Genomic DNA, 17188 nt, shown 5'->3' with positions numbered 1-17188 from the left:
GGGTCCGACGCCGCCGTCAGCCCGCATGCCTCCGGCACCACTCGTACATGATCACCGCGGCGGCCGCGCTCGCGTTGATCGACCGGGTCGAGCCGTACTGCGTGATCTCGATGTGGGCGGATGCCGCGGCGAGCGCGGCATCCGAGAGACCCGGTCCCTCCTGACCGAACAGCAGCACGCAGCTCTGCGGCAGCTCCGCGCGGTCGACGGGCACTGCGCCCTCGACGTTGTCGACGGCGACGATCGGCAGGCCTTCGGCGGTCGCCCAGACGGTGAAGGCCTCGACGTCCTCATGGTGCACGACGTGCTGATACCGGTCGGTGACCATGGCGCCCCGCTTGTTCCACCGGCGCCGGCCGATGATGTGCACGGTGTCGGCGAGGAACGCGTTGGCGCTGCGCACGATCGAGCCGATGTTCATGTCGTGCTGCCAGTTCTCGATGGCCACGTGGAACGGATGCCGCTTTGTGTCGAGGTCGGCGACGATCGCGTCCATCCGCCAGTAGCGGTAGCGATCGATCACGTTCCGCGTGTCTCCGACGGCCAGCAGCTCGGGGTCGTACTGCTCCCCCGCAGGCCACTCGACCTCGCCGCCGGGCCAGGGTCCGACCCCGTATCCGGGCTGGGCCGACGATCCGCCTGTCTCCGCTGCATCCGCGGGCGCCTGCTCATCCATCCAGCCAGGCTATCCGGCGCATCCGCAACAGCGATTTAGGTACACCGAAATATCCGCTACGATTTCGGCATGCCGAAAAATGCTGTCGTCGAGAAGGGGCCGACGCCCACCCGCGCCACCGCGCCGCGCAGCCTCTGGCTCCTCGGACCCGCGCTGGTCGCCGGTGTCGCGTATCTCGATCCGGGCAACGTCGCGAGCAACATGACCGCCGGCGCGCAGTATGGGTATCTGCTGGTCTGGGTCGTGGTGGCGGGCAACGTGATGGCCTGGCTGATCCAGTACCTGTCGGCGAAGCTCGGCGTCGTCACGGGGCAGAGTCTCCCCGAGGTGCTGGGTGCGCGCCTCACGAAGCCGTGGGCCCGTCGGGCCTACTGGCTGCAGGCCGAGCTCGTCGCGATGGCGACAGATCTGGCCGAGGTCATCGGCGGCGCGGTCGCCCTCTACCTGCTGTTCGACATCCCGCTGCTGCTCGGAGGGATCATCACCGGCGCCGTGTCGATGGTCCTGCTGACGGTGCAGAGCCGCCGCGGCGCTCGGCCCTTCGAGTTCGTGATCATCGGGCTCATGGTGATCATCGCGGTCGGCTTCGTCGCCGGGCTCTTCATCGCACCGCCGGATGCCGCGAGCATCGTCGGTGGCCTGGTGCCCCGTTTCGAGGGCACCGGATCGGTGCTCCTCGCCGCCTCCATCCTCGGCGCGACGATCATGCCGCACGCGATCTACGCGCACTCCTCGCTCACTCGCGATCGGTTCGGTGCCGCCGCGGCGCACGGGCCGACGGAGACTGCGCGAACCGAGACCTCGCGCATCCGTCGCCTGCTCACGGCGACCCGCTGGGACGTCTCGATCGCGATGGTGATCGCGGGCACCGTCAACCTCGGCATCCTGCTGCTCGCGGCCGCCAACCTGGCAGGTGTCGAGGGGACGGATTCGCTCGAAGGCGCCCATGCCGCGCTCGCCGCGGGACTCGGGCCTGTCGTCGCGACCTTCTTCGCGGTCGGGCTGCTGGCCTCCGGTCTCGCCTCGACATCCGTCGGTGCCTACGCGGGAGCGGAGATCATGCACGGCCTGTTGCACGTGCGCATCCCGCTTCTCGCGCGTCGACTCGTGACCCTGATCCCCGCGCTGGTGATCCTCGGCATCGGCTTCGATCCCACGCTGGCGCTGGTGCTCAGCCAGGTCGTCCTCTCATTCGGCATCCCGTTCGCGCTGATCCCCCTCGTCGCGCTCACCGCGCAGCGTCGCACGCTCGGCGTCTGGGCGAATCGCACCTGGACGACGGCGGCGGGCATCGTGGCATCCGTTCTGCTCATCGCGCTCAACGGCGCCCTGCTCTGGTTGGTGCTGACGGGCGCCTGAGCGACCGGACCCGCGCGCGCAGCACGACCCGTTCGCGCAGAACCGCCCCGAGCCGGCACGGGAAGAGTCGGCTCGGGGCGGCGTCCTGTCACCGCGCCGTCAGCGAGAGCGGAGAGTCTCGGTCCACTGCGAGGTCGCGCCGTCGGCGATGCGCCATCCGGGCTCGGGGACGGCGACGACGGTCACCTCTCCCGTCACCTTCACCTTGCCGCCCCGCGCCTCGACCTTCTCGCCGTTGACGTAGTAGCTGATGCCTGTCACGTTCTTCGGCACCTTCACCTCGTCGCGGGAGGTGCCCGGCTTGTCGGTGAAGGTCGGAGCCTTCGGAGTCGTCGGCGCGGTCAGCACCGGCACCTGCGACCAGTCGATGTCGCTCGCCAGGTAGTACGAGGTGTACGCGGGCTGGTTGTAGGTGGTCTGCTGACGCGCGGTCTCGGCCCGGTACTGCACGTCGTGCATCAGGGTCGTGAGCTTGTGCGCCGTCGGCTCGGTCGTCGTGAAGAACCGCAGCGCGCTCGAGTCCACGGTGCGCACGAGCAGCTCCTCACGCCAGTCCCCCAGCACATCGGCGACGAGCGACGGGTTGCCTTTCGTGCCGTTGTTTGTGAGCGTTCCGGTCGCGGTGACGAGCGTCCCGCGGGTCCAGTCGTCGATGGTCGGCGTCTGGGCGCCGCTGCCGTTCACGAGCTGCGTCGTCAGGTCGCCCGCCCAGCGGATCGGCATGTTGGTGCCTGGCGTCTCCGGCTGCAGCACCTCGCCGGTCGCGCTCAGGAGTCCGCTGCCCTCGGTGCCGCCTGGCATGCTCGACCACACCTCGATACCCGGCACGTCGGGACGCACGTCGCCGATCATGGCGCGACCGGTGTCGCGACCCGAGTACGCCCCGAACAGGGACTCTCCCGTCGCGGCATCACGCATCACCGACCCGTACGGTGCGCTCGTCGCACCCTCGTGGGCCGTCCAGATCTCGAGGCCGGGGCGGCTGGGGTCGATATCGGTCACGTGCATGGCGTCGCCATGGCCCAGGCGCACGGTCGCCCCGGGATCGGCGCTGCCCTCGGGGAGCACGTCGAACGAGCTGTACAGCAGGCTGCCGTCGTCGTCGATCGTCGCCGATCCGTAGACGAGCTCCTGCTTACCGTCGGCATCCACGTTGGCGAAGCTCAGCGAGTGATCGCCCTGCGTCGTGATCGTGCCGAACTCGGGGTCGGTGCCGTCCCGGCCGTGCGGGGAGTCGTTGAACGGGTTCGTCATCGGCACGTGGCCGCTGTCGACGCCCCACCGCTCCGTGAGGCGCTTGCCGTCCCAGTCGAAGGCCGTGACGGTCGTGCGCGTGTAGTACCCGCGAGCGAAGACGGCCGACGGATGCTGCCCGTCGAGGTACCCGACGCCGGCGAGGAAGCGGTCGACGCGGTTCGCCGGCTCGATGCGCGACATCGCGTAGTCACCCCACAGCAGTCCGTCGTCTCCTCGCTCGGTCGGATACGGGATGGTCTGCAGCTCCTTGCCGGTCGCGCTGTCGAAGACCGTGAGGTACTCGGGTCCGTCGACGATGAAGCCCTCGAACTCCCGCAGCAGGTTGCGCGCGCTGCGGCTCGGCGCGTACACGTCGATGAAGGTGGTCGCCAGTTCCTGCGCGGCCTCCGGCGAGAGCGGGTAGTCGTGCGTCACGGGCATGCCCCACGCCTCTTCGAGAGTGGCCGGCCACTGGCCCGACACGACCTCCTCGCGGTCACTCCACCCGAGGAACATCTCGACCAGACGCTGCTCGTAGTCCGCGGCACTCAGGCGGTAGTCGTCGTCGTTCGAGTACCCGGCCTTGCGGTCGTCCTTGGGGAGAGTGATGTACGACTCGCTCGCGACCGAGCCGTCGTCGGCATACTGCACCGACTTCGTGCCGGGCGCCGTCTTCAGCATGGTCTCGGACCGGCCGTCGCCGTCGAAGTCGTAGACGAGGAACTGCGTGTAGTGCGCTCCGGCGCGGATGTTCACGCCGAGGTCCAGGCGATTCAGCAGCGTTCCGTCGAGCTCGTAGGTGTCGAGATAGACCGGCCCGGTGTAGCCGCGCTGCGAGACGTCCTTCGAGTTCGAGGGGTCCCACTTCACGACGTACTCGTACTGCCCGTCGCCGTCGACGTCACCGACCGAGACATCGTTCGCCGAGTAGGTGTAGGACTCGCCCTTCGGCGTCACCCCGTCGGCCGGCTTCTGCAGGGGCAGATCGTGGTGACCGTCGGCCCAGGCGGTGACGGATGCCGACGCGGATGCCGTCAGCTCGATGCCGCTCACGATGGGGACGACGGAGTACTCCGAGGTGGCGGAGCCGCCGGCATCCGCGTAGTTCGTGCTGTCGGTGACCGTGGCGACCTTCGCGCCGTCGCGATAGACGGCGAAGTCGGGGCCGGCGAGGCCGGTCTCGGTCGCGCCCGTCGTCTCGGTCGCAAGGAGTCGCCAGCTGAGGAAGACGCCCTCGGCGGTCGAGACGGCGACGAGTCCGCGGTCGAGCGACTCGAGTTGCGGTGCCGGGGTGCCGTGATCGTGGCGACCCGCGGCCGGGGCTGCGGGTGACGCCGCCGCCGCGCTCTGCGCACCACCCGCGACGAGGCAGCCGGCGGCGGCCACCGCCACGACGGCGCGGAATGATCGGTGTCGGATGTTCATCATCGAAATCCATCTCTGGGCCTGCAGCCCGCTCGGATAGCGTTTTCCCGTGCCCGGTCGAAGCTACCCGCCGCGCTCCTCTCGCGTCAAGGAATCGGGCCCGATTGACACGATTCACAGCGTCCACGGCGCCCTCGCCAGGCGATTAGGCTCGAAGGATGTCTGCCGAACCCGCGCGCCGCACCGTCCGCATCCTCACGTGGACCGGCATCGCGACCGGCGTGATCGGAGGCCTCCTCGTCGCCTTCCCGACCGTGCTTCCGTTCGGCGGCCCGTGGGTGCAGCTGGCGCTGGGCATCGCGACGCTGGTGCTGGCCTTCCGCGCCCGCAAGATCGGCATCGCCGAGATCGAAGGGTTCGACGGACGCCTCTCGCTCTTCGCCGCTCTGCTGGGCTTCCTCATCGTGTTCTTCGCCGGCCAGGTCGCCTTCGGCATCCTCGTCGACGTCGCGAACCCCTGATCTAGGCTGGACGAGTGGCATCCCCCGCAGCAGACGACTACCTGAAGACCGTCTACGCGCACACCGAGTGGCAGGACGCGCCGATCACCCCGTCGGTGCTCGCGGCGAAGCTCGGCATCGCTCCGTCTTCGGTGACCGAGATGGTCAAGAAGCTCGCCGCCGCGGGCCTCGTCTCGCACGTGCCCTACGGTGCGGTTCGGCTGACCGATGCCGGCACGCAGCGCGCCCTGGCCATGGTGCGACGCCACCGCCTGATCGAGACCTGGCTGGTGCAGGAGTTCGGCTACGGCTGGGACGAGGTGCACGACGAGGCCGAAGTGCTCGAGCACACGATCAGCGACCGCCTTCTCGAGGGCATCGACGCACGCCTCGGCCGGCCACGATTCGACCCGCACGGCGACGCGATCCCGGATGCCGCGGGCGTCGTCGAACGCGAGCCCTTCATCCTTCTCGCCGACGCGCCGGTGGGTCACGTCGGCCGCGTGCTGCGCGTCGACGACCGCGACCCCGAGCTGCTGCGCGCCCTCGAGGCGGCTGGCGTCGCCGTCGCGGCGAGCATCACGACCACGGACCGGGGCATCGAGCTCGACGGCGTCGAGACGACGCTTCCTGACGGCGCCGCAGAGGTGGTCTGGCTCAGCGCCTGACAGCCTCGCCACAACCTGACACCTGCCCGTAATCGCCGCCCCATAAGCTGTGCTCATGGCACACCGCGACAACATCGAATGCTGGCTGACCGACATGGACGGCGTGCTCGTGCATGAGAACGACGCCATTCCCGGCGCGTCCGAGCTGCTCGCCGGGTGGGAGCAGAACGACATCCCGTACCTCGTGCTGACGAACAACTCGATCTTCACGGCACGAGACCTGTCGGCCCGCCTCCGCGCCAGCGGACTCGTCGTGCCCGAGGAGCGGATCTGGACCTCGGCGCTGGCCACCGCGGACTTCCTCGCGCAGCAGCTGCCGGGCGGTTCAGCTTTCGTGATCGGCGAGGCGGGCATCCTCACGGCCCTGCACGAGGCCGGGTTCATCATGACCGAGACGAATCCCGACTTCGTGGTCGTCGGTGAGACTCGCAACTACTCGTTCGAGGCGATCACCAAGGCGATCCGACTCATCATCAAGGGCGCGCGCTTCATCGTGACGAACCCCGATGCGACGGGCCCCTCGGCCGACGGAGTCATGCCGGCGACCGGCGCGATCGCGGCGCTCATCACCAAGGCGACGGGCAAGGAGCCGTATGTCGTCGGCAAGCCGAATCCGATGATGTTCCGCTCGGCGCTCAACAAGATCGGCGCGCACTCGAAGAAGACCGGCATGATCGGCGACCGGATGGACACCGACATCATCGCCGGCATCGAGGCGGGGCTGCACACCGTGCTCGTGATGACCGGCATCAGCGACGAGGCCGAGGTCGAGAAGTATCCGTTCCGGCCCGACGAGATCGTCGACTCGGTCGCCGACCTGCTGCCCACCGTCACCGAGTCGATTCCGACGCTCGACGAGGACTGACGTGGGCGCGCTCGACGAAGGAGAGCGGGTCGTCGCAGCGGATGCGTCCGCGTGGCGCGCCTGGCTCGAGGAGCATCATGAGCGCATCGCGGGAGTCTGGCTGCTGAGCGTTCGCGGCAACCGGGCCGGAGGTGTCGGATACGACGATGCCGTGCGTCAGGCTCTGTGCTTCGGATGGATCGACGGTCCGGTGCGCACCTTCGACGACCAGACGGTGGGCCAGTGGTTCTCACCCCGACGACGCGGCAGCGGATGGGCAGCGACGAACAAGGCGAGACTGATCGACCTCGAGGCCGCCGGACAGCTCGCACCGGCCGGCATCCGCGTACTCGAGTCCGCGAAGGCGGACGGGTCGTGGACCTTGCTCGACGGCCCGGAAGCCGGGATCGAGCCGCCCGAACTGACGGAGGCGCTGGATGCCCTGCCCGCCGCGCGGGCCCACTGGGACGCCTTTCCGAAGTCGGTCAAGAAGTTCGGCCTGACGCACATCGCGATGGCGAAGCGTGCCGAGACGCGGTCCGCTCGGATCGCCAAGATCGTGGCGGATGCCGCGGAGGAAACGCCCATGAACCAGTCCGACCTGCTGTTCCTGGTGATCTTCCTGATCCTCCTCAGCACGCTGACCGTGTGGGTGGTGCAGTTCTTCCGCTCCCGACGCCGCGGAGGCGGCGGCGGCGATGGGCGCGCCGGCTGGTGGGAAGGCCCCTGGGACGACGACGACCGCAAGCGCTGAGCGCCCCGATCCCTCGATCAGCGCAGCGTCAGGCTGCGCACTCCATCCACGGGCTCCGGCATCCGCAGCGGACCCGCACCGGGTGTGATGGTGCCGAGGATTCGGGCTTCCCGCGCTCCGGTGCCGCCGGGCGTCACGGCCGCGACGCCATGCAACGTGCACCATCCGATCAGCGCGAACAGGATCGCCTCCTTGCTGTCGACCGGGGCGCCGAGCTCGTCGGCGAGCACCACCTCGATGTCGGGGAGCGCCTCACGCAGCCCCTGCATGATGAGCGGGTTGTGGCACCCGCCACCCGAGACAGCCAGGAAGCGGATGCCGGCGGTGCGGATGTCGTGTGCGACGGTGCGGACCGTGAGCTCGGTGAGCGTGCGGATCAGGTCGGCCGGCGCGATGCCGGGTCGCATGCGGTCGACGTGCGCACGCACATAGTCGAGGTGAAAATGCTCCTTGCCCGTGCTCTTGGGCGCGGGCAGGGCGTACTACGGGTCGGCGAGCAGCTCGGCGAGCAGCACGTCGTCGACGGTGCCGGTGCGAGCGATCGCGGCATCCGCGTCGTAGCCTCGGTCGTTCAGCCCCTCGGCGACGACCACCGCGTCGACCAGTGCATTCGCCGGGCCGATGTCGTAGGCCGACAGACCGTCGGGACCGACCACGGTCACGTTCGCGATGCCGCCGAGGTTCACCGCCGCCGAGACTCCCGCCCGACCGCGCAGCAGCAGCTCATCGAGGAACGACACGAGCGGTGCACCGTGGCCGCCCGCAGTGATGTCACGGATGCGCACGTCCGACACCACGGGTGCGCCGACCCGCTCGGCGATCCACGCCGGCTGCCCGATCTGCAGGGTGCCGAGCGCGTGGCCGTCGGCGACCCAGTGGAAGACGGTCTGGCCGTGCGTGCACACGGCATCCACTCCCCGACGACGTCGGATGCCGTGGCGGCGACCTCGGCGAAGGCCTGGCCGATCAGGGTGTCGAGCTCGCAGACCTCGGCGAACGTCGTGGGCGCCGGAGGCAGCGCCGCGACGAGTCGGGCCCGCAGGTCGGGGGCGTACGGCACGCTGTCTTCGTGCAGCACCGTGCCGCGCAGCGCTCCGTCGCTCTCTGCGAAGTCCACGACCGTGACGTCGATGCCGTCGTGTGAGGTGCCCGAGAGCAGTCCGAGTACGCGCATGCGTGTTCCTTCCGTCGCCTGCTACGAGCGTAGGCCGGTTTTGTTAGGGGGCGAACGGAAAGCATCGATCTTTTCTGCACGATCATCGTCTGGACCGCGTTCTCCCCCGTGCCCGAAGGATGACCCGCACCGCCGACGGCCCCGGTCGTCGCCCGCGTAGCATTCTGCGAGACCCCACCCGCCACCCCCAGAATGGGAGCATGTTCGTGTCTGCCGAGATCATCACGATCGTCATCAGCGCCGTCGGCCTCCTTCTGGCTCTTGGCGGCACCATGTTCGCGGGCTTCGCCTGGTGCATCCGCCGATCCGACTCCCTCCGCACCGATCTCGTCGGCGTCGAGACGTCGCTCGGTACGCGTATCGACGGAGTGGAACAGAGGCTCACGGCACGCATCGACGGCGTCGAAGAGAAACTCACAGCACGCATCGACGGAGTCGAACAGAGGCTCACGGCACGCATCGACGGCGTCGAAGAGAAACTCACAGCACGCATCGACGGAATCGCCGCCGACGTCACCGAACTCAAGGTCGCGGTGGCCCGACTCGAAGGGCCGCAGCGTCACCTGATCGTCGCGGGGCGCTGATTCCCCGGTGACCGACAGGTCAGCGTAGGACGAGCGCCGCGGCGCCGATGAGCGGCCCCTCGTCGCCGAGTCCCGAGCGCACGACCCGGGTACGCCGCGAGTACTCGTGCGCGGCACTGGCCGTGAGCGCCTGCTGCACGAGGTCGATGTAGTCGGCGGACACGCGAGAGAACCCGCCGCCGATCGCGACCATGTCGAGGTCGACGAGGGTCGCGGCATCCGCGAGCGCTTCTCCGACCGCCTTCGCCGACCGCTCGATCGCGGCACGGGCGATGGTGTCGCCCGCGGCGGCATCCCGAGCCAGGTCCTCGCCGGTGGCTCCGGTCCATCCCTGTTGCTGAGCCCAGGCGGCGCTGGCGGGCCCCGAGGCGATCTCCTCGAGGGTGAGTCCGCCTTCGCGACGCACCTGTCCGAGATGCCCGGCATTGCCGGTGGCTCCGGGAATGTAGGCGCCGTTCACGACGAATCCGCCGCCGACGCCGGTCGAGACGACGATCGACAGCGAGGCACCGGCATCCTGCGTGGCGCCGAGCCAGGATTCCGCCAGGGCGAGCGCGCCACCGTCATGGCCGAGGATGGTCGGAACCTCCCGGCCGAGTGCAGCGGATGCCGCCGAGCGCACCGACTCCGCGAGACCGAAGCCCCGCGCGAGCGGCATGTTCACCGGCATGATCGCTCCGGCGGCACGGTCGATGGGTCCGGCGCTTCCAGCACCGGCGCCCACGAGGTCGGCATCCGCCGGCACAGCGGCCAAAGCGTGGGTCACGATCGAGATCACCGCGTCGTTCAGCGACTCGAGCGTCGCCAGGCGCCCGGTCGCCTGTCGCGAGCGGCTGCCGCCGACGAGCACACCGTGCTCGTCCACGAGCGCGGCCTCCATCTTCGTGCCGCCGACGTCGACGGCCAGCGCGTAGCGGGTCACTGGGGGTCGAGTCCGAGGTCGTCGAGGTCGAAGGCGGCACGCCATTCGAGGCCCTCGGCTTCGATCGCGGCCTGGGCGCCCGTCTTGCGGTCGACGATCACGGCGACGGCGACGATCTCGGCCCCTTCCTTGCGCAGCGCCTCGACGGCCTTGAGCGCGGACTGCCCGGTGGTCGAGGTGTCTTCGAGCACGACGACGCGCTTGCCGGCGACGTCTGCACCCTCGATCTGGCGACCGCGGCCGTGGTCCTTCGGCTCCTTGCGCACGACGAACGCGTCGAGCGGCTTGTCGGCGGCGACCGAGGCGTGCAGCACCGCGTTCGCGATGGGGTCGGCGCCGAGGGTCAGGCCGCCGACCGCCACGACGTCGAGGTCGCCGATGAGGTCGAGCATGATGCGACCGATCGCCGGTGCCGCGCGGTGGTCGAGGGTGAGCTTGCGCATGTCGACGTAGTACGTCGCCTTCTTGCCGCTCGAGAGCGTGAAGTCTCCGCGGAACACCGCCTCGTCCTTGATCAGGTCGAGAAGGGTCTGGCGGTCTGCGTCGAGTGCGGTCACGGCATCCAGTGTAGGAGGCAAGGCCTAGGCTTGACGCATGCGCTTGGCCACCTGGAACGTCAACTCCATCCGCACCCGTGTCACCCGCACCGTCGAGTTCGCCGTCCGAGAGGACATCGACGTGCTGGCGATGCAGGAGATCAAGTGCAAACCCGAGCAGTTCCCTTACGGGCCGTTCGAAGAAGCCGGCTACCACGTCGAGGTCCACGGCCTGAATCAATGGAACGGCGTCGCGATCGCCAGCCGCCTGCCGATCACCGACGTCCGCACGTCTTTCGACGGCATGCCGGGCTTCGCCAAGGGACACGAGGGACCGGATGCACCGCTCGAAGCACGTGCGCTCGGCGTGCTCGTCGACGGTGTGCGCGTGTGGAGCCTGTACGTGCCGAACGGCCGCTCGCTCGACGACCCGCACTACGCCTACAAGCTGCACTGGCTCGAGGAGCTGAAGAAGTCCACGGCGGCAGAGCTCTCGGCGAACCCCGAACTGCCGCTCGCTCTGGTCGGCGACTTCAACATCATCCCGTTCGACGCCGACAACGGCGACCCCGACATCGTCGAGGGCGTCTCGACGCACGTCTCGCCGCAGGAGCGTCAGGCCTTCTTCGCTCTCGCCGACGCGGGCCTGACCGACGTCGTCCGCCCGCTGCTTCCCGAGGGCTACACCTACTGGGACTACCAGCGTCTGAAGTTCCCTCGCAACGAGGGCATCCGCATCGACTTCATCCTCGGCTCGAAGACACTCGCCGAGGCGGTCACCGGAGCGTCGATCCACCGCGAAGAGCGCAAGGGCGAGCAGCCCAGTGACCACGTTCCCGTGGTCGTCGAGTTCGACCTCGGCGGGGTCGAGGAAGACGACGACCTGCCGATGATCTTCTCCTGAGACTGTGACCGTCCGCCTGATCGCGACCGATCTCGACGGGACACTGCTCGACTCCTCGTCATCGGTCACGCGGCGCACCCGCGCGGCCCTCGATGCCGCGCGCGCCCGTGGCGTACATGTCGTCCCGGTGACCGCTCGCCAGCCGATAGGTCTACGCGCGCTCGCGGACGGCGCGGGCTTCGACGGCTGGGCGCTGTGCAGCAACGGCGCCTACGCGACACATCTCGTCGATGGACGGATGCTGTTCGCGGAAGAGCTTCCGGCAGAGACGATCCGCACCCTGGCCGAGGCGCTACGCGCCAGCATCCCCGGACTGCTGTTCGCGAGCGTGCGTGAGGGCGGCGAGACGTTCGTCGCGCAGCACGGCTATGCCGAGATCGCCGATCTCGCCGACCACAAGCGCGATCCACGCACGATGGGCGGCGTCGAGCTCGATCATGTGCTGGCCGCACCCAGCCTCAAGCTCGTGATCCGGCACCCAGAACTCGCCCCGACGGCGTTGTTCGACGCGCTGCGCGACCTCGGGCTGACCGGTTTCGAGGCGACGCTCTCAGGCGCCCCGTTCGTCGAGGTCATGGCCGAGGGCGTGACCAAAGCCACCGGGCTCGCGCGCCTCTGCGAGCACCTCGAGATCGACCGCCGCGATGTGATCGCTTTCGGCGACGCCCTCAACGATGTCGAGATGCTGCGCTGGGCCGGCCACGGCGTCGCGATGGCCGACGCCGACGACGTCGTGCAGGATGCCGCGGATGAGACGAGCACCTCGAACGACGACGACGGGGTGGCACGGGTGATCGAGCGGGTGCTCGGCGCCCGCTGAGCCGGACAGTGAGAACCCGGCCCCTTCCGCAGAAGCCACCGGGTCCTCGTCGCCAACGCCGTCAGCTGCGCACGCGCCGACGACGCACGAGTGGCCGCGTTGAGTTGAAGCTATCGGATCGCCACGCAGGAGGGAAGAAGCGGGCGATATACCGTTTCAGTCCTCGAAGGTGCCGACCTCGGGCACCCGATCCGTCCGTCCGTAGCGCAGCAGCATCACTCCGCTGTCGTCGGCGACCGGCGCCTCGAGCAGTCGCAGCACCGCCGGCTCGGCGCCGTCGTCGAAGACCTTTTTGCCCGTGCCGAGGAGGATCGGATACACCCACAGGTTGAGCTCGTCGAACAGACCCTCGGCCAGCAGCGAGTGCGCGAGATCGATGCTGCCGATCACGTGCACCTCGTCGTGCCGCTCGCGCATCGCGGCGATCTCCGCGGCGAGATCGTCACCGACGCGCTCGCTGCCCTTCCATGACAGATCGAGGTCGGCATCCCGTGTCGCCACATACTTCGGGACCCGATCGAAGAGCCTGCCGATCTCCCCCGACGGACCGTCGGTGTGATGCGGCCAATACGCGGCGAAGATGTCGTACGTGCGGCGCCCGAGCAGCAGCGCATCGAGCCCCTGCATCCCCCGCTGCACCTGGGGCCCCATCCCCGACGACGGATACCCTGCCTGCCAACCGCTGAACTCGAAGCCTCCGGACGGATCCTCGTCGATGCCGCCCGGCCCTTGCGCGACGCCGTCGAGGGTCATGAAGAGGTCGATCAGAATGCGTCCGGTCATCAGAGTGCTCCTTCGCACGAGAGGGCGGCGATGTTCACAGTATGCGCTCGTTCTGCTCGGCGGGTGCCGGCACCTCCGCGCCCCAGCGGCCGAGAGCCTCGATCGCCTCCCGCAATGCGACGCCTCGCTCGGTGAGGGCATAGGCGCGCGTGTTGTGCCGCAGGGGCAGTCGCCGCAGCACTCCGGCCGCTTCGAGCTCGCGCAGACGTGTCGCGAGGATGTTCGTCGGAGCTCCGAGCTCACGCTGCAGATCGCCGTATCTCTGCGGCCCGTCGAGCAGCTTCTCGACGATGAGAAGGGCCCAGCGGGCACCGACGACGTCGAGGGCTGCGGCGAGGTCGCTCACGCGCCCGGATCGGCGTCCGGCTTCATCCAGAACGGCGAGTAGTGATAGCCGTCCGGATCGTCGAACTGGCGCTGATACATGAAGGGGTAGTCGTCGGTGTCGCCGATCCGACCGCCGGCGGCAGCCGCGCGGTCGACGAGCTCGTCGACCGCCTCACGACTGTCGAGGTCGAACGAGACAGTGACCTTCGAGGGGGTGTCAGGGCCGCCGATCACGTCTTCCGTGCCGCCGACGCTCGCATACATCTCGCGGCTGCCGAGCATCACGTACTGCTCGGGCGCGATCATGAAGCACGACACATTGTGATCGGACATCTCGGCGTTGAGAGTCCAGCCGAGAGCGGTGTAGAACGCGGTGGCCCGGTCGACGCTCTCGACGGGGCAGGTGATGAAGAGGCTCATGCGCCAACACTTGCAAAATACAAGTGACGCGTCAAGAGCTTCTGCGGTCCCGCCGCAATCCCACCAGTGCGAGCACTCCGGCTCCGGCCGTGAGCGCGGCCACCGCCGCGAGACCGACGCCGGGGACGGATGCCGTCGCCACGGCGCCCGCCACGAGAGGACCACCCGCATCTCCCAGCTCGCGTCCGAGTTCGGCGCTGCCCATCGTGCGGCCCATCCGCTCCGGCGGCGTCGATGCGGCCAGGTGCGAGAACGCGATCGGCGTCGCGACCCCGACGCCGATGCCGACCAGCAGCGCTGTGACGACGAGCGCGGCCGGAGTCTGCGTGACCGCGGCGAGCGCTATGCCGGCCGCGATCAGCGCCAGGCCGCCGACGGCGCCTGTGCGCACCGAGATGCGCCCGCGGTCATGCGCGGCGCCCACGAACGGCTGAGCCACGCTCGACGCGATCGCGAGCACGGTCACGATGGCCATGCTCCAGACGATGTCGAGCCCGGCCTGCCGCCCGAGCAGCGGGAGGAATCCGACGGCGACCGCCAGGGCGCCGGTCGTCGCCGCCAGCACCAGGGTCGGGACGAGGAATCCGGGCGCGATCAGCTCTCGACCGAGATCGACGAGCGTGACTCGCTTGCGGGGCAGCACGGCGACCCGTGGCACCGCTGCAGCGACCCACAGTGCAGCGCCGAGACCGAGCACGGCGAGCGCCCAGAACAGCGCGGGCAGGCCGCCCCAGACCACGAGCACGGCGCCGATCAGCGGACCGAGCGCGTAGCCGAGACTCTTCCACGAGCCGTAGCGACCGAAGTACTTCCCGCGGGTGGCATCGTCGGTGAGCCGGGCGACGGCAGCCGACGACGACGGCGAGAAGGCTGATGCCGCCGCACCCTGCCCGAATCGACCGATGACGAGTCCGAGCATGCCGGGAACCACGGCGCCGACGACCGAGAACGCCGAGAACGCGAGGAGGCCGCCGATGATGACAGGGCGCACGCCCACCCGGTCGCTCAGCGCGCCGAACAGCGGCTTGAGCAGCACCTCGGCGAGGTCGTAGAGCGCGAGGGTGAGCCCGAACGCGAGCAGCGTCCACCCGATGTCCTCGGTCTCCGCGCCCAGCGCCGCCGCGATGCCGTGGGCCCCGAAAGCGGTGGTGAATCCGGCGAGGTAGAGCGGGGCGAGGCGGGGCTTCGCGGTGTGCGGAGTCGAGGTCACGCTCGATTCTCGCAGGATCGCGTGTCTGCACGTCACCACGGCCCCGCCACGATCCCTCGTGCGGGGGATGCCGCCGCATCCGCCCCGGCTCTACGGTAAGAGGATGCCTGCAGCGCCGTTCACCCGCATCCCCAGCGTCCGCGAGCAGCGCAGCGACCTCGTGCTCGCGGCGGTCATGTTCGTGGGCGCCGTCCTCAGCGCCGCTCTCTCGACCGTGGCCGACATCTACGGCGACACCCGGGCCGAACCGTGGACGGCTCTCGTCTACGCGGTCGCGGTCACCGCACCGCTGGCCGTGCGTCGGCGCTGGCCGGCCCCGGTCGCGATCGCCGTGTCGCTGGCATACTTCCTCGCCATCTCGTTCCAGGTGCCCGAGATCTATGTCGGCAACATCGCCATGTTCGTGTCGCTCTATACGGTCGGCGCCTGGATGAACAACCGCCGGGCCGCGATGATCGTGCGCGTCGGCATCATCCTCGGCATGTTCGTCTGGCTGATCATCACGATGTACCGCGAAGCCATCGAAGAGGCGGCGAAGGCCGAGGTCGCAGCGGGACTCCTTTCTCCGTACCTCGCGTTCATGCTCATCCAGCTGCTGCTGAACGTGCTGTACTTCGGCGGCGCCTACTACTTCGGCGAGCGCTCCTGGCACGCCGCACGCGAACGCGCGGTGCTCGAGCAGCGCACGGCCGAACTCGAGCAGGAGCGCGAGGTGACCGCGGCGCAGGCCGTCGCCCTCGACCGCGTGCGCATCGCCCGAGAGCTGCATGACGTGGTCGCCCATCACGTGTCGGTCATGGGCGTGCAGGCGGGCGCCGCTCGTCTCGTGATCGATCAGGACCCCGCGAAGACCACGAGCATCCTCAGCGGCATCGAGGACTCCGCGCGCGATGCGATCCACGAGCTGCGGCAGTTGCTCGAGACGCTTCGCACACCCGGCGGCGAGACGGCGGATGCCGCGTCGACCGTGACGCTCGACGACATCCGCTCGTTGGTCGACGCGTCGTCGGAGGCGGGACTGCCCACCGACTATGCGGTGATCGGCACCCCGAGGCCCGTGCCCTCGGTCGTGTCCGTGAACCTGTATCGCATCACCCAGGAGTCGCTCACGAATGCTCGGCGTCATGCCGGCGTCGGCGCGACCGCCGATGTGCGCGTGCGCTACGACGATGACGGGGTCGAGGTCGAGATCGTCAACACCGGTCGCGCCGTGGCCGTGCTTCGCCCCGGACTCGGTCAGCTGGGCATGCGCGAGCGCGCCGCGGCATCCGGTGGCACGCTCGACGTCGCTCCTCGCGCGGCGGGAGGTCTGCGGGTGCGGGCTCGAGTTCCGCTGACCGGCGCCGGCGGCGCGCAGGCCGCGTCGCCGATCGAGACGGGTGTCTCCTCATGAGCGGGTCCGACGCACCCATCCGCGTTCTGCTCGTCGACGATCACGCGATGCTGCGAGCCGGATTCCGGACGATCCTCGACACGCAACCCGACATCACGGTGGTCGGCGAGGCGGCGACCGGCGCCGACGCCGTGGCGCAGGCATCCGCTCTGCGCCCCGACGTCATCACGATGGACGTGCAGATGCCCGACATGGACGGCATCGAGGCCACTCGGCGGATCGTCGCCGACCCGGAGGTCGGCGCGGCCATCGCGATCGTCACGACGTTCGATCGCGACGACTACCTCTATCAGGCGCTGGACGCCGGTGCGAGTGGCTTCCTGCTCAAGAACGCCGGCGCCGAGGATCTCATCGCCGCGGTGCGGGCCCTCGCCGCGGGCGACGGGATGCTGGCACCCGAGGTCACACGACGCGTACTGGCTCGGTTCACGACGGCATCCGCACCGGCATCCGCACCGGCATCCCCCTCCGTGCCGTCGCAGATCGCAGCGACCGTGCTCGCCGACCCGCTCACCGACCGCGAGGCCGAGGTGCTCGTGCTGCTGGCCGACGCGCGCAGCAACGCCGAGATCGCGAGCGCCCTGTTCATCGGAGAGGCGACGGTGAAGACGCACGTGTCACGCATCCTGCAGAAGCTCGGCGCGCGCGACCGCGTGCAGGCCGTCGTCCTCGCGCACCGGATGGGATTGGCGTGACCTCGACACGCGATAGCC

Annotated in this window: 18 protein-coding genes and 2 pseudogenes; 10 read left to right on the top strand and 10 right to left on the bottom strand. The window is 69.3% G+C overall.

Annotated features, from left to right (window positions below; genetic code table 11):
* Positions 1 to 16: 16 nt before the first annotated feature.
* Entirely contained in the window at positions 17 to 676 is a 660-nt protein-coding gene (locus ACZZ93_RS12715) for a TrmH family RNA methyltransferase (RefSeq protein ID WP_463511231.1), read from the bottom strand.
* A gap of 69 nt (positions 677 to 745) precedes the next feature.
* Between ACZZ93_RS12715 and ACZZ93_RS12710 the strand changes: the two genes are divergently transcribed.
* The gene (locus tag ACZZ93_RS12710) at positions 746 to 2035 is read left to right on the top strand and encodes an Nramp family divalent metal transporter (RefSeq protein ID WP_056280409.1); all 1290 of its coding nucleotides are present in this window, start codon (positions 746 to 748) and stop codon (positions 2033 to 2035) included.
* 99 nt (positions 2036 to 2134) lie between these two features.
* On the opposite strand, the gene ACZZ93_RS12705 is transcribed toward ACZZ93_RS12710, so the two are convergent.
* Positions 2135 to 4696, bottom strand: a complete 2562-nt coding sequence (locus tag ACZZ93_RS12705; protein WP_463511744.1) for a rhamnogalacturonan lyase — start codon at positions 4694 to 4696, stop codon at positions 2135 to 2137.
* A gap of 158 nt (positions 4697 to 4854) precedes the next feature.
* Here ACZZ93_RS12705 and ACZZ93_RS12700 point away from each other — a divergent pair, with 158 nt between their 5' ends.
* Genes ACZZ93_RS12700 through ACZZ93_RS12685 form a run of 4 tightly spaced genes read left to right on the top strand, consistent with a single transcriptional unit; the run spans position 4855 to position 7402 of the window.
* Positions 4855 to 5157, top strand: coding sequence for a hypothetical protein (locus tag ACZZ93_RS12700; protein WP_053098017.1), 303 nt, complete (start codon positions 4855 to 4857; stop codon positions 5155 to 5157).
* 14 nt (positions 5158 to 5171) lie between these two features.
* Complete coding sequence (locus tag ACZZ93_RS12695) at positions 5172 to 5804, top strand: metal-dependent transcriptional regulator (RefSeq protein ID WP_230101043.1); 633 nt, start codon at positions 5172 to 5174, stop codon at positions 5802 to 5804.
* A gap of 55 nt (positions 5805 to 5859) precedes the next feature.
* The gene (locus ACZZ93_RS12690) at positions 5860 to 6669 is read left to right on the top strand and encodes an HAD-IIA family hydrolase (protein ID WP_053098019.1); all 810 of its coding nucleotides are present in this window, start codon (positions 5860 to 5862) and stop codon (positions 6667 to 6669) included.
* Position 6670: 1 nt separating this feature from the next.
* Positions 6671 to 7402: a YdeI/OmpD-associated family protein gene (locus ACZZ93_RS12685; RefSeq protein ID WP_463511230.1), complete on the top strand. Its 732-nt coding sequence runs from the start codon at positions 6671 to 6673 to the stop codon at positions 7400 to 7402.
* 17 nt (positions 7403 to 7419) lie between these two features.
* Here the strand turns inward: ACZZ93_RS12685 and ACZZ93_RS12680 are convergent.
* Together ACZZ93_RS12680 and ACZZ93_RS12675 are read right to left on the bottom strand one after the other, a co-directional pair.
* A pseudogene (locus ACZZ93_RS12680) lies at positions 7420 to 8307 on the bottom strand (anhydro-N-acetylmuramic acid kinase).
* Positions 8308 to 8396: 89 nt separating this feature from the next.
* Positions 8397 to 8576 (bottom strand): annotated as a pseudogene (locus tag ACZZ93_RS12675) (anhydro-N-acetylmuramic acid kinase); the annotation flags it as partial.
* A 200-nt stretch (positions 8577 to 8776) separates the two neighbouring features.
* Between ACZZ93_RS12675 and ACZZ93_RS12670 the strand changes: the two are divergent.
* Positions 8777 to 9160 (top strand): apolipoprotein A1/A4/E family protein, encoded by a 384-nt coding sequence (locus ACZZ93_RS12670; RefSeq protein WP_230101041.1) that lies wholly within the window; start codon positions 8777 to 8779, stop codon positions 9158 to 9160.
* A gap of 19 nt (positions 9161 to 9179) precedes the next feature.
* On the opposite strand, the gene ACZZ93_RS12665 is transcribed toward ACZZ93_RS12670, so the two are convergent.
* Together ACZZ93_RS12665 and pyrE are read right to left on the bottom strand one after the other, a co-directional pair.
* Entirely contained in the window at positions 9180 to 10082 is a 903-nt protein-coding gene (locus ACZZ93_RS12665) for an ROK family protein (RefSeq protein ID WP_463511229.1), read from the bottom strand.
* On the bottom strand, positions 10079 to 10639 hold the full coding sequence (gene pyrE / locus ACZZ93_RS12660; RefSeq protein ID WP_463511228.1) for an orotate phosphoribosyltransferase: 561 nt from the start codon (positions 10637 to 10639) through the stop codon (positions 10079 to 10081). The genes ACZZ93_RS12665 and pyrE overlap by 4 nt, the downstream gene beginning before the upstream one ends.
* A 37-nt stretch (positions 10640 to 10676) precedes the next feature.
* On the opposite strand from pyrE, the gene ACZZ93_RS12655 reads away from it, so the two are divergent.
* Together ACZZ93_RS12655 and ACZZ93_RS12650 are read left to right on the top strand one after the other, a co-directional pair.
* A complete protein-coding gene (locus ACZZ93_RS12655) occupies positions 10677 to 11522 on the top strand; it encodes an exodeoxyribonuclease III (protein WP_463511227.1) in 846 nt (281 codons plus the stop codon).
* Positions 11523 to 11526: 4 nt separating this feature from the next.
* Positions 11527 to 12342 carry a Cof-type HAD-IIB family hydrolase gene (locus ACZZ93_RS12650; RefSeq protein ID WP_463511226.1) on the top strand — a complete coding sequence of 272 codons (816 nt, stop codon included), beginning with the start codon at positions 11527 to 11529 and terminating at the stop codon, positions 12340 to 12342.
* Positions 12343 to 12498: 156 nt separating this feature from the next.
* Here the strand turns inward: ACZZ93_RS12650 and ACZZ93_RS12645 are convergent, their stop codons facing one another.
* Genes ACZZ93_RS12645 through ACZZ93_RS12630 form a run of 4 tightly spaced genes read right to left on the bottom strand, consistent with a single transcriptional unit; the run spans position 12499 to position 15082 of the window.
* A complete protein-coding gene (locus tag ACZZ93_RS12645; protein WP_463511225.1) occupies positions 12499 to 13125 on the bottom strand; it encodes a dihydrofolate reductase family protein in 627 nt (208 codons plus the stop codon).
* Positions 13126 to 13159: 34 nt separating this feature from the next.
* On the bottom strand, positions 13160 to 13471 hold the full coding sequence (locus tag ACZZ93_RS12640; RefSeq protein WP_056280383.1) for a winged helix-turn-helix transcriptional regulator: 312 nt from the start codon (positions 13469 to 13471) through the stop codon (positions 13160 to 13162).
* Positions 13468 to 13872: a VOC family protein gene (locus ACZZ93_RS12635; protein ID WP_053098028.1), complete on the bottom strand. Its 405-nt coding sequence runs from the start codon at positions 13870 to 13872 to the stop codon at positions 13468 to 13470. Before ACZZ93_RS12635 ends, ACZZ93_RS12640 begins: the two co-directional genes overlap by 4 nt.
* A gap of 31 nt (positions 13873 to 13903) precedes the next feature.
* On the bottom strand, positions 13904 to 15082 hold the full coding sequence (locus ACZZ93_RS12630) for an MFS transporter (RefSeq protein WP_053099272.1): 1179 nt from the start codon (positions 15080 to 15082) through the stop codon (positions 13904 to 13906).
* Positions 15083 to 15185: 103 nt separating this feature from the next.
* Here ACZZ93_RS12630 and ACZZ93_RS12625 point away from each other — a divergent pair, with 103 nt between their 5' ends.
* Both ACZZ93_RS12625 and ACZZ93_RS12620 read left to right on the top strand, forming a co-directional pair.
* The gene (locus tag ACZZ93_RS12625) at positions 15186 to 16475 is read left to right on the top strand and encodes a sensor histidine kinase (protein WP_394195458.1); all 1290 of its coding nucleotides are present in this window, start codon (positions 15186 to 15188) and stop codon (positions 16473 to 16475) included.
* Positions 16472 to 17170, top strand: coding sequence for a response regulator (locus ACZZ93_RS12620; protein ID WP_463511224.1), 699 nt, complete (start codon positions 16472 to 16474; stop codon positions 17168 to 17170). The genes ACZZ93_RS12625 and ACZZ93_RS12620 overlap by 4 nt, the downstream gene beginning before the upstream one ends.
* Positions 17171 to 17188 lie beyond the last annotated feature (18 nt).

It is taken from the genome of Microbacterium sp. AC026, from assembly GCF_979258475.1.
The sequence above is the reverse complement of the archived record's forward strand: the minus strand, read 5'-3'. Positions and strand labels throughout refer to the sequence as shown.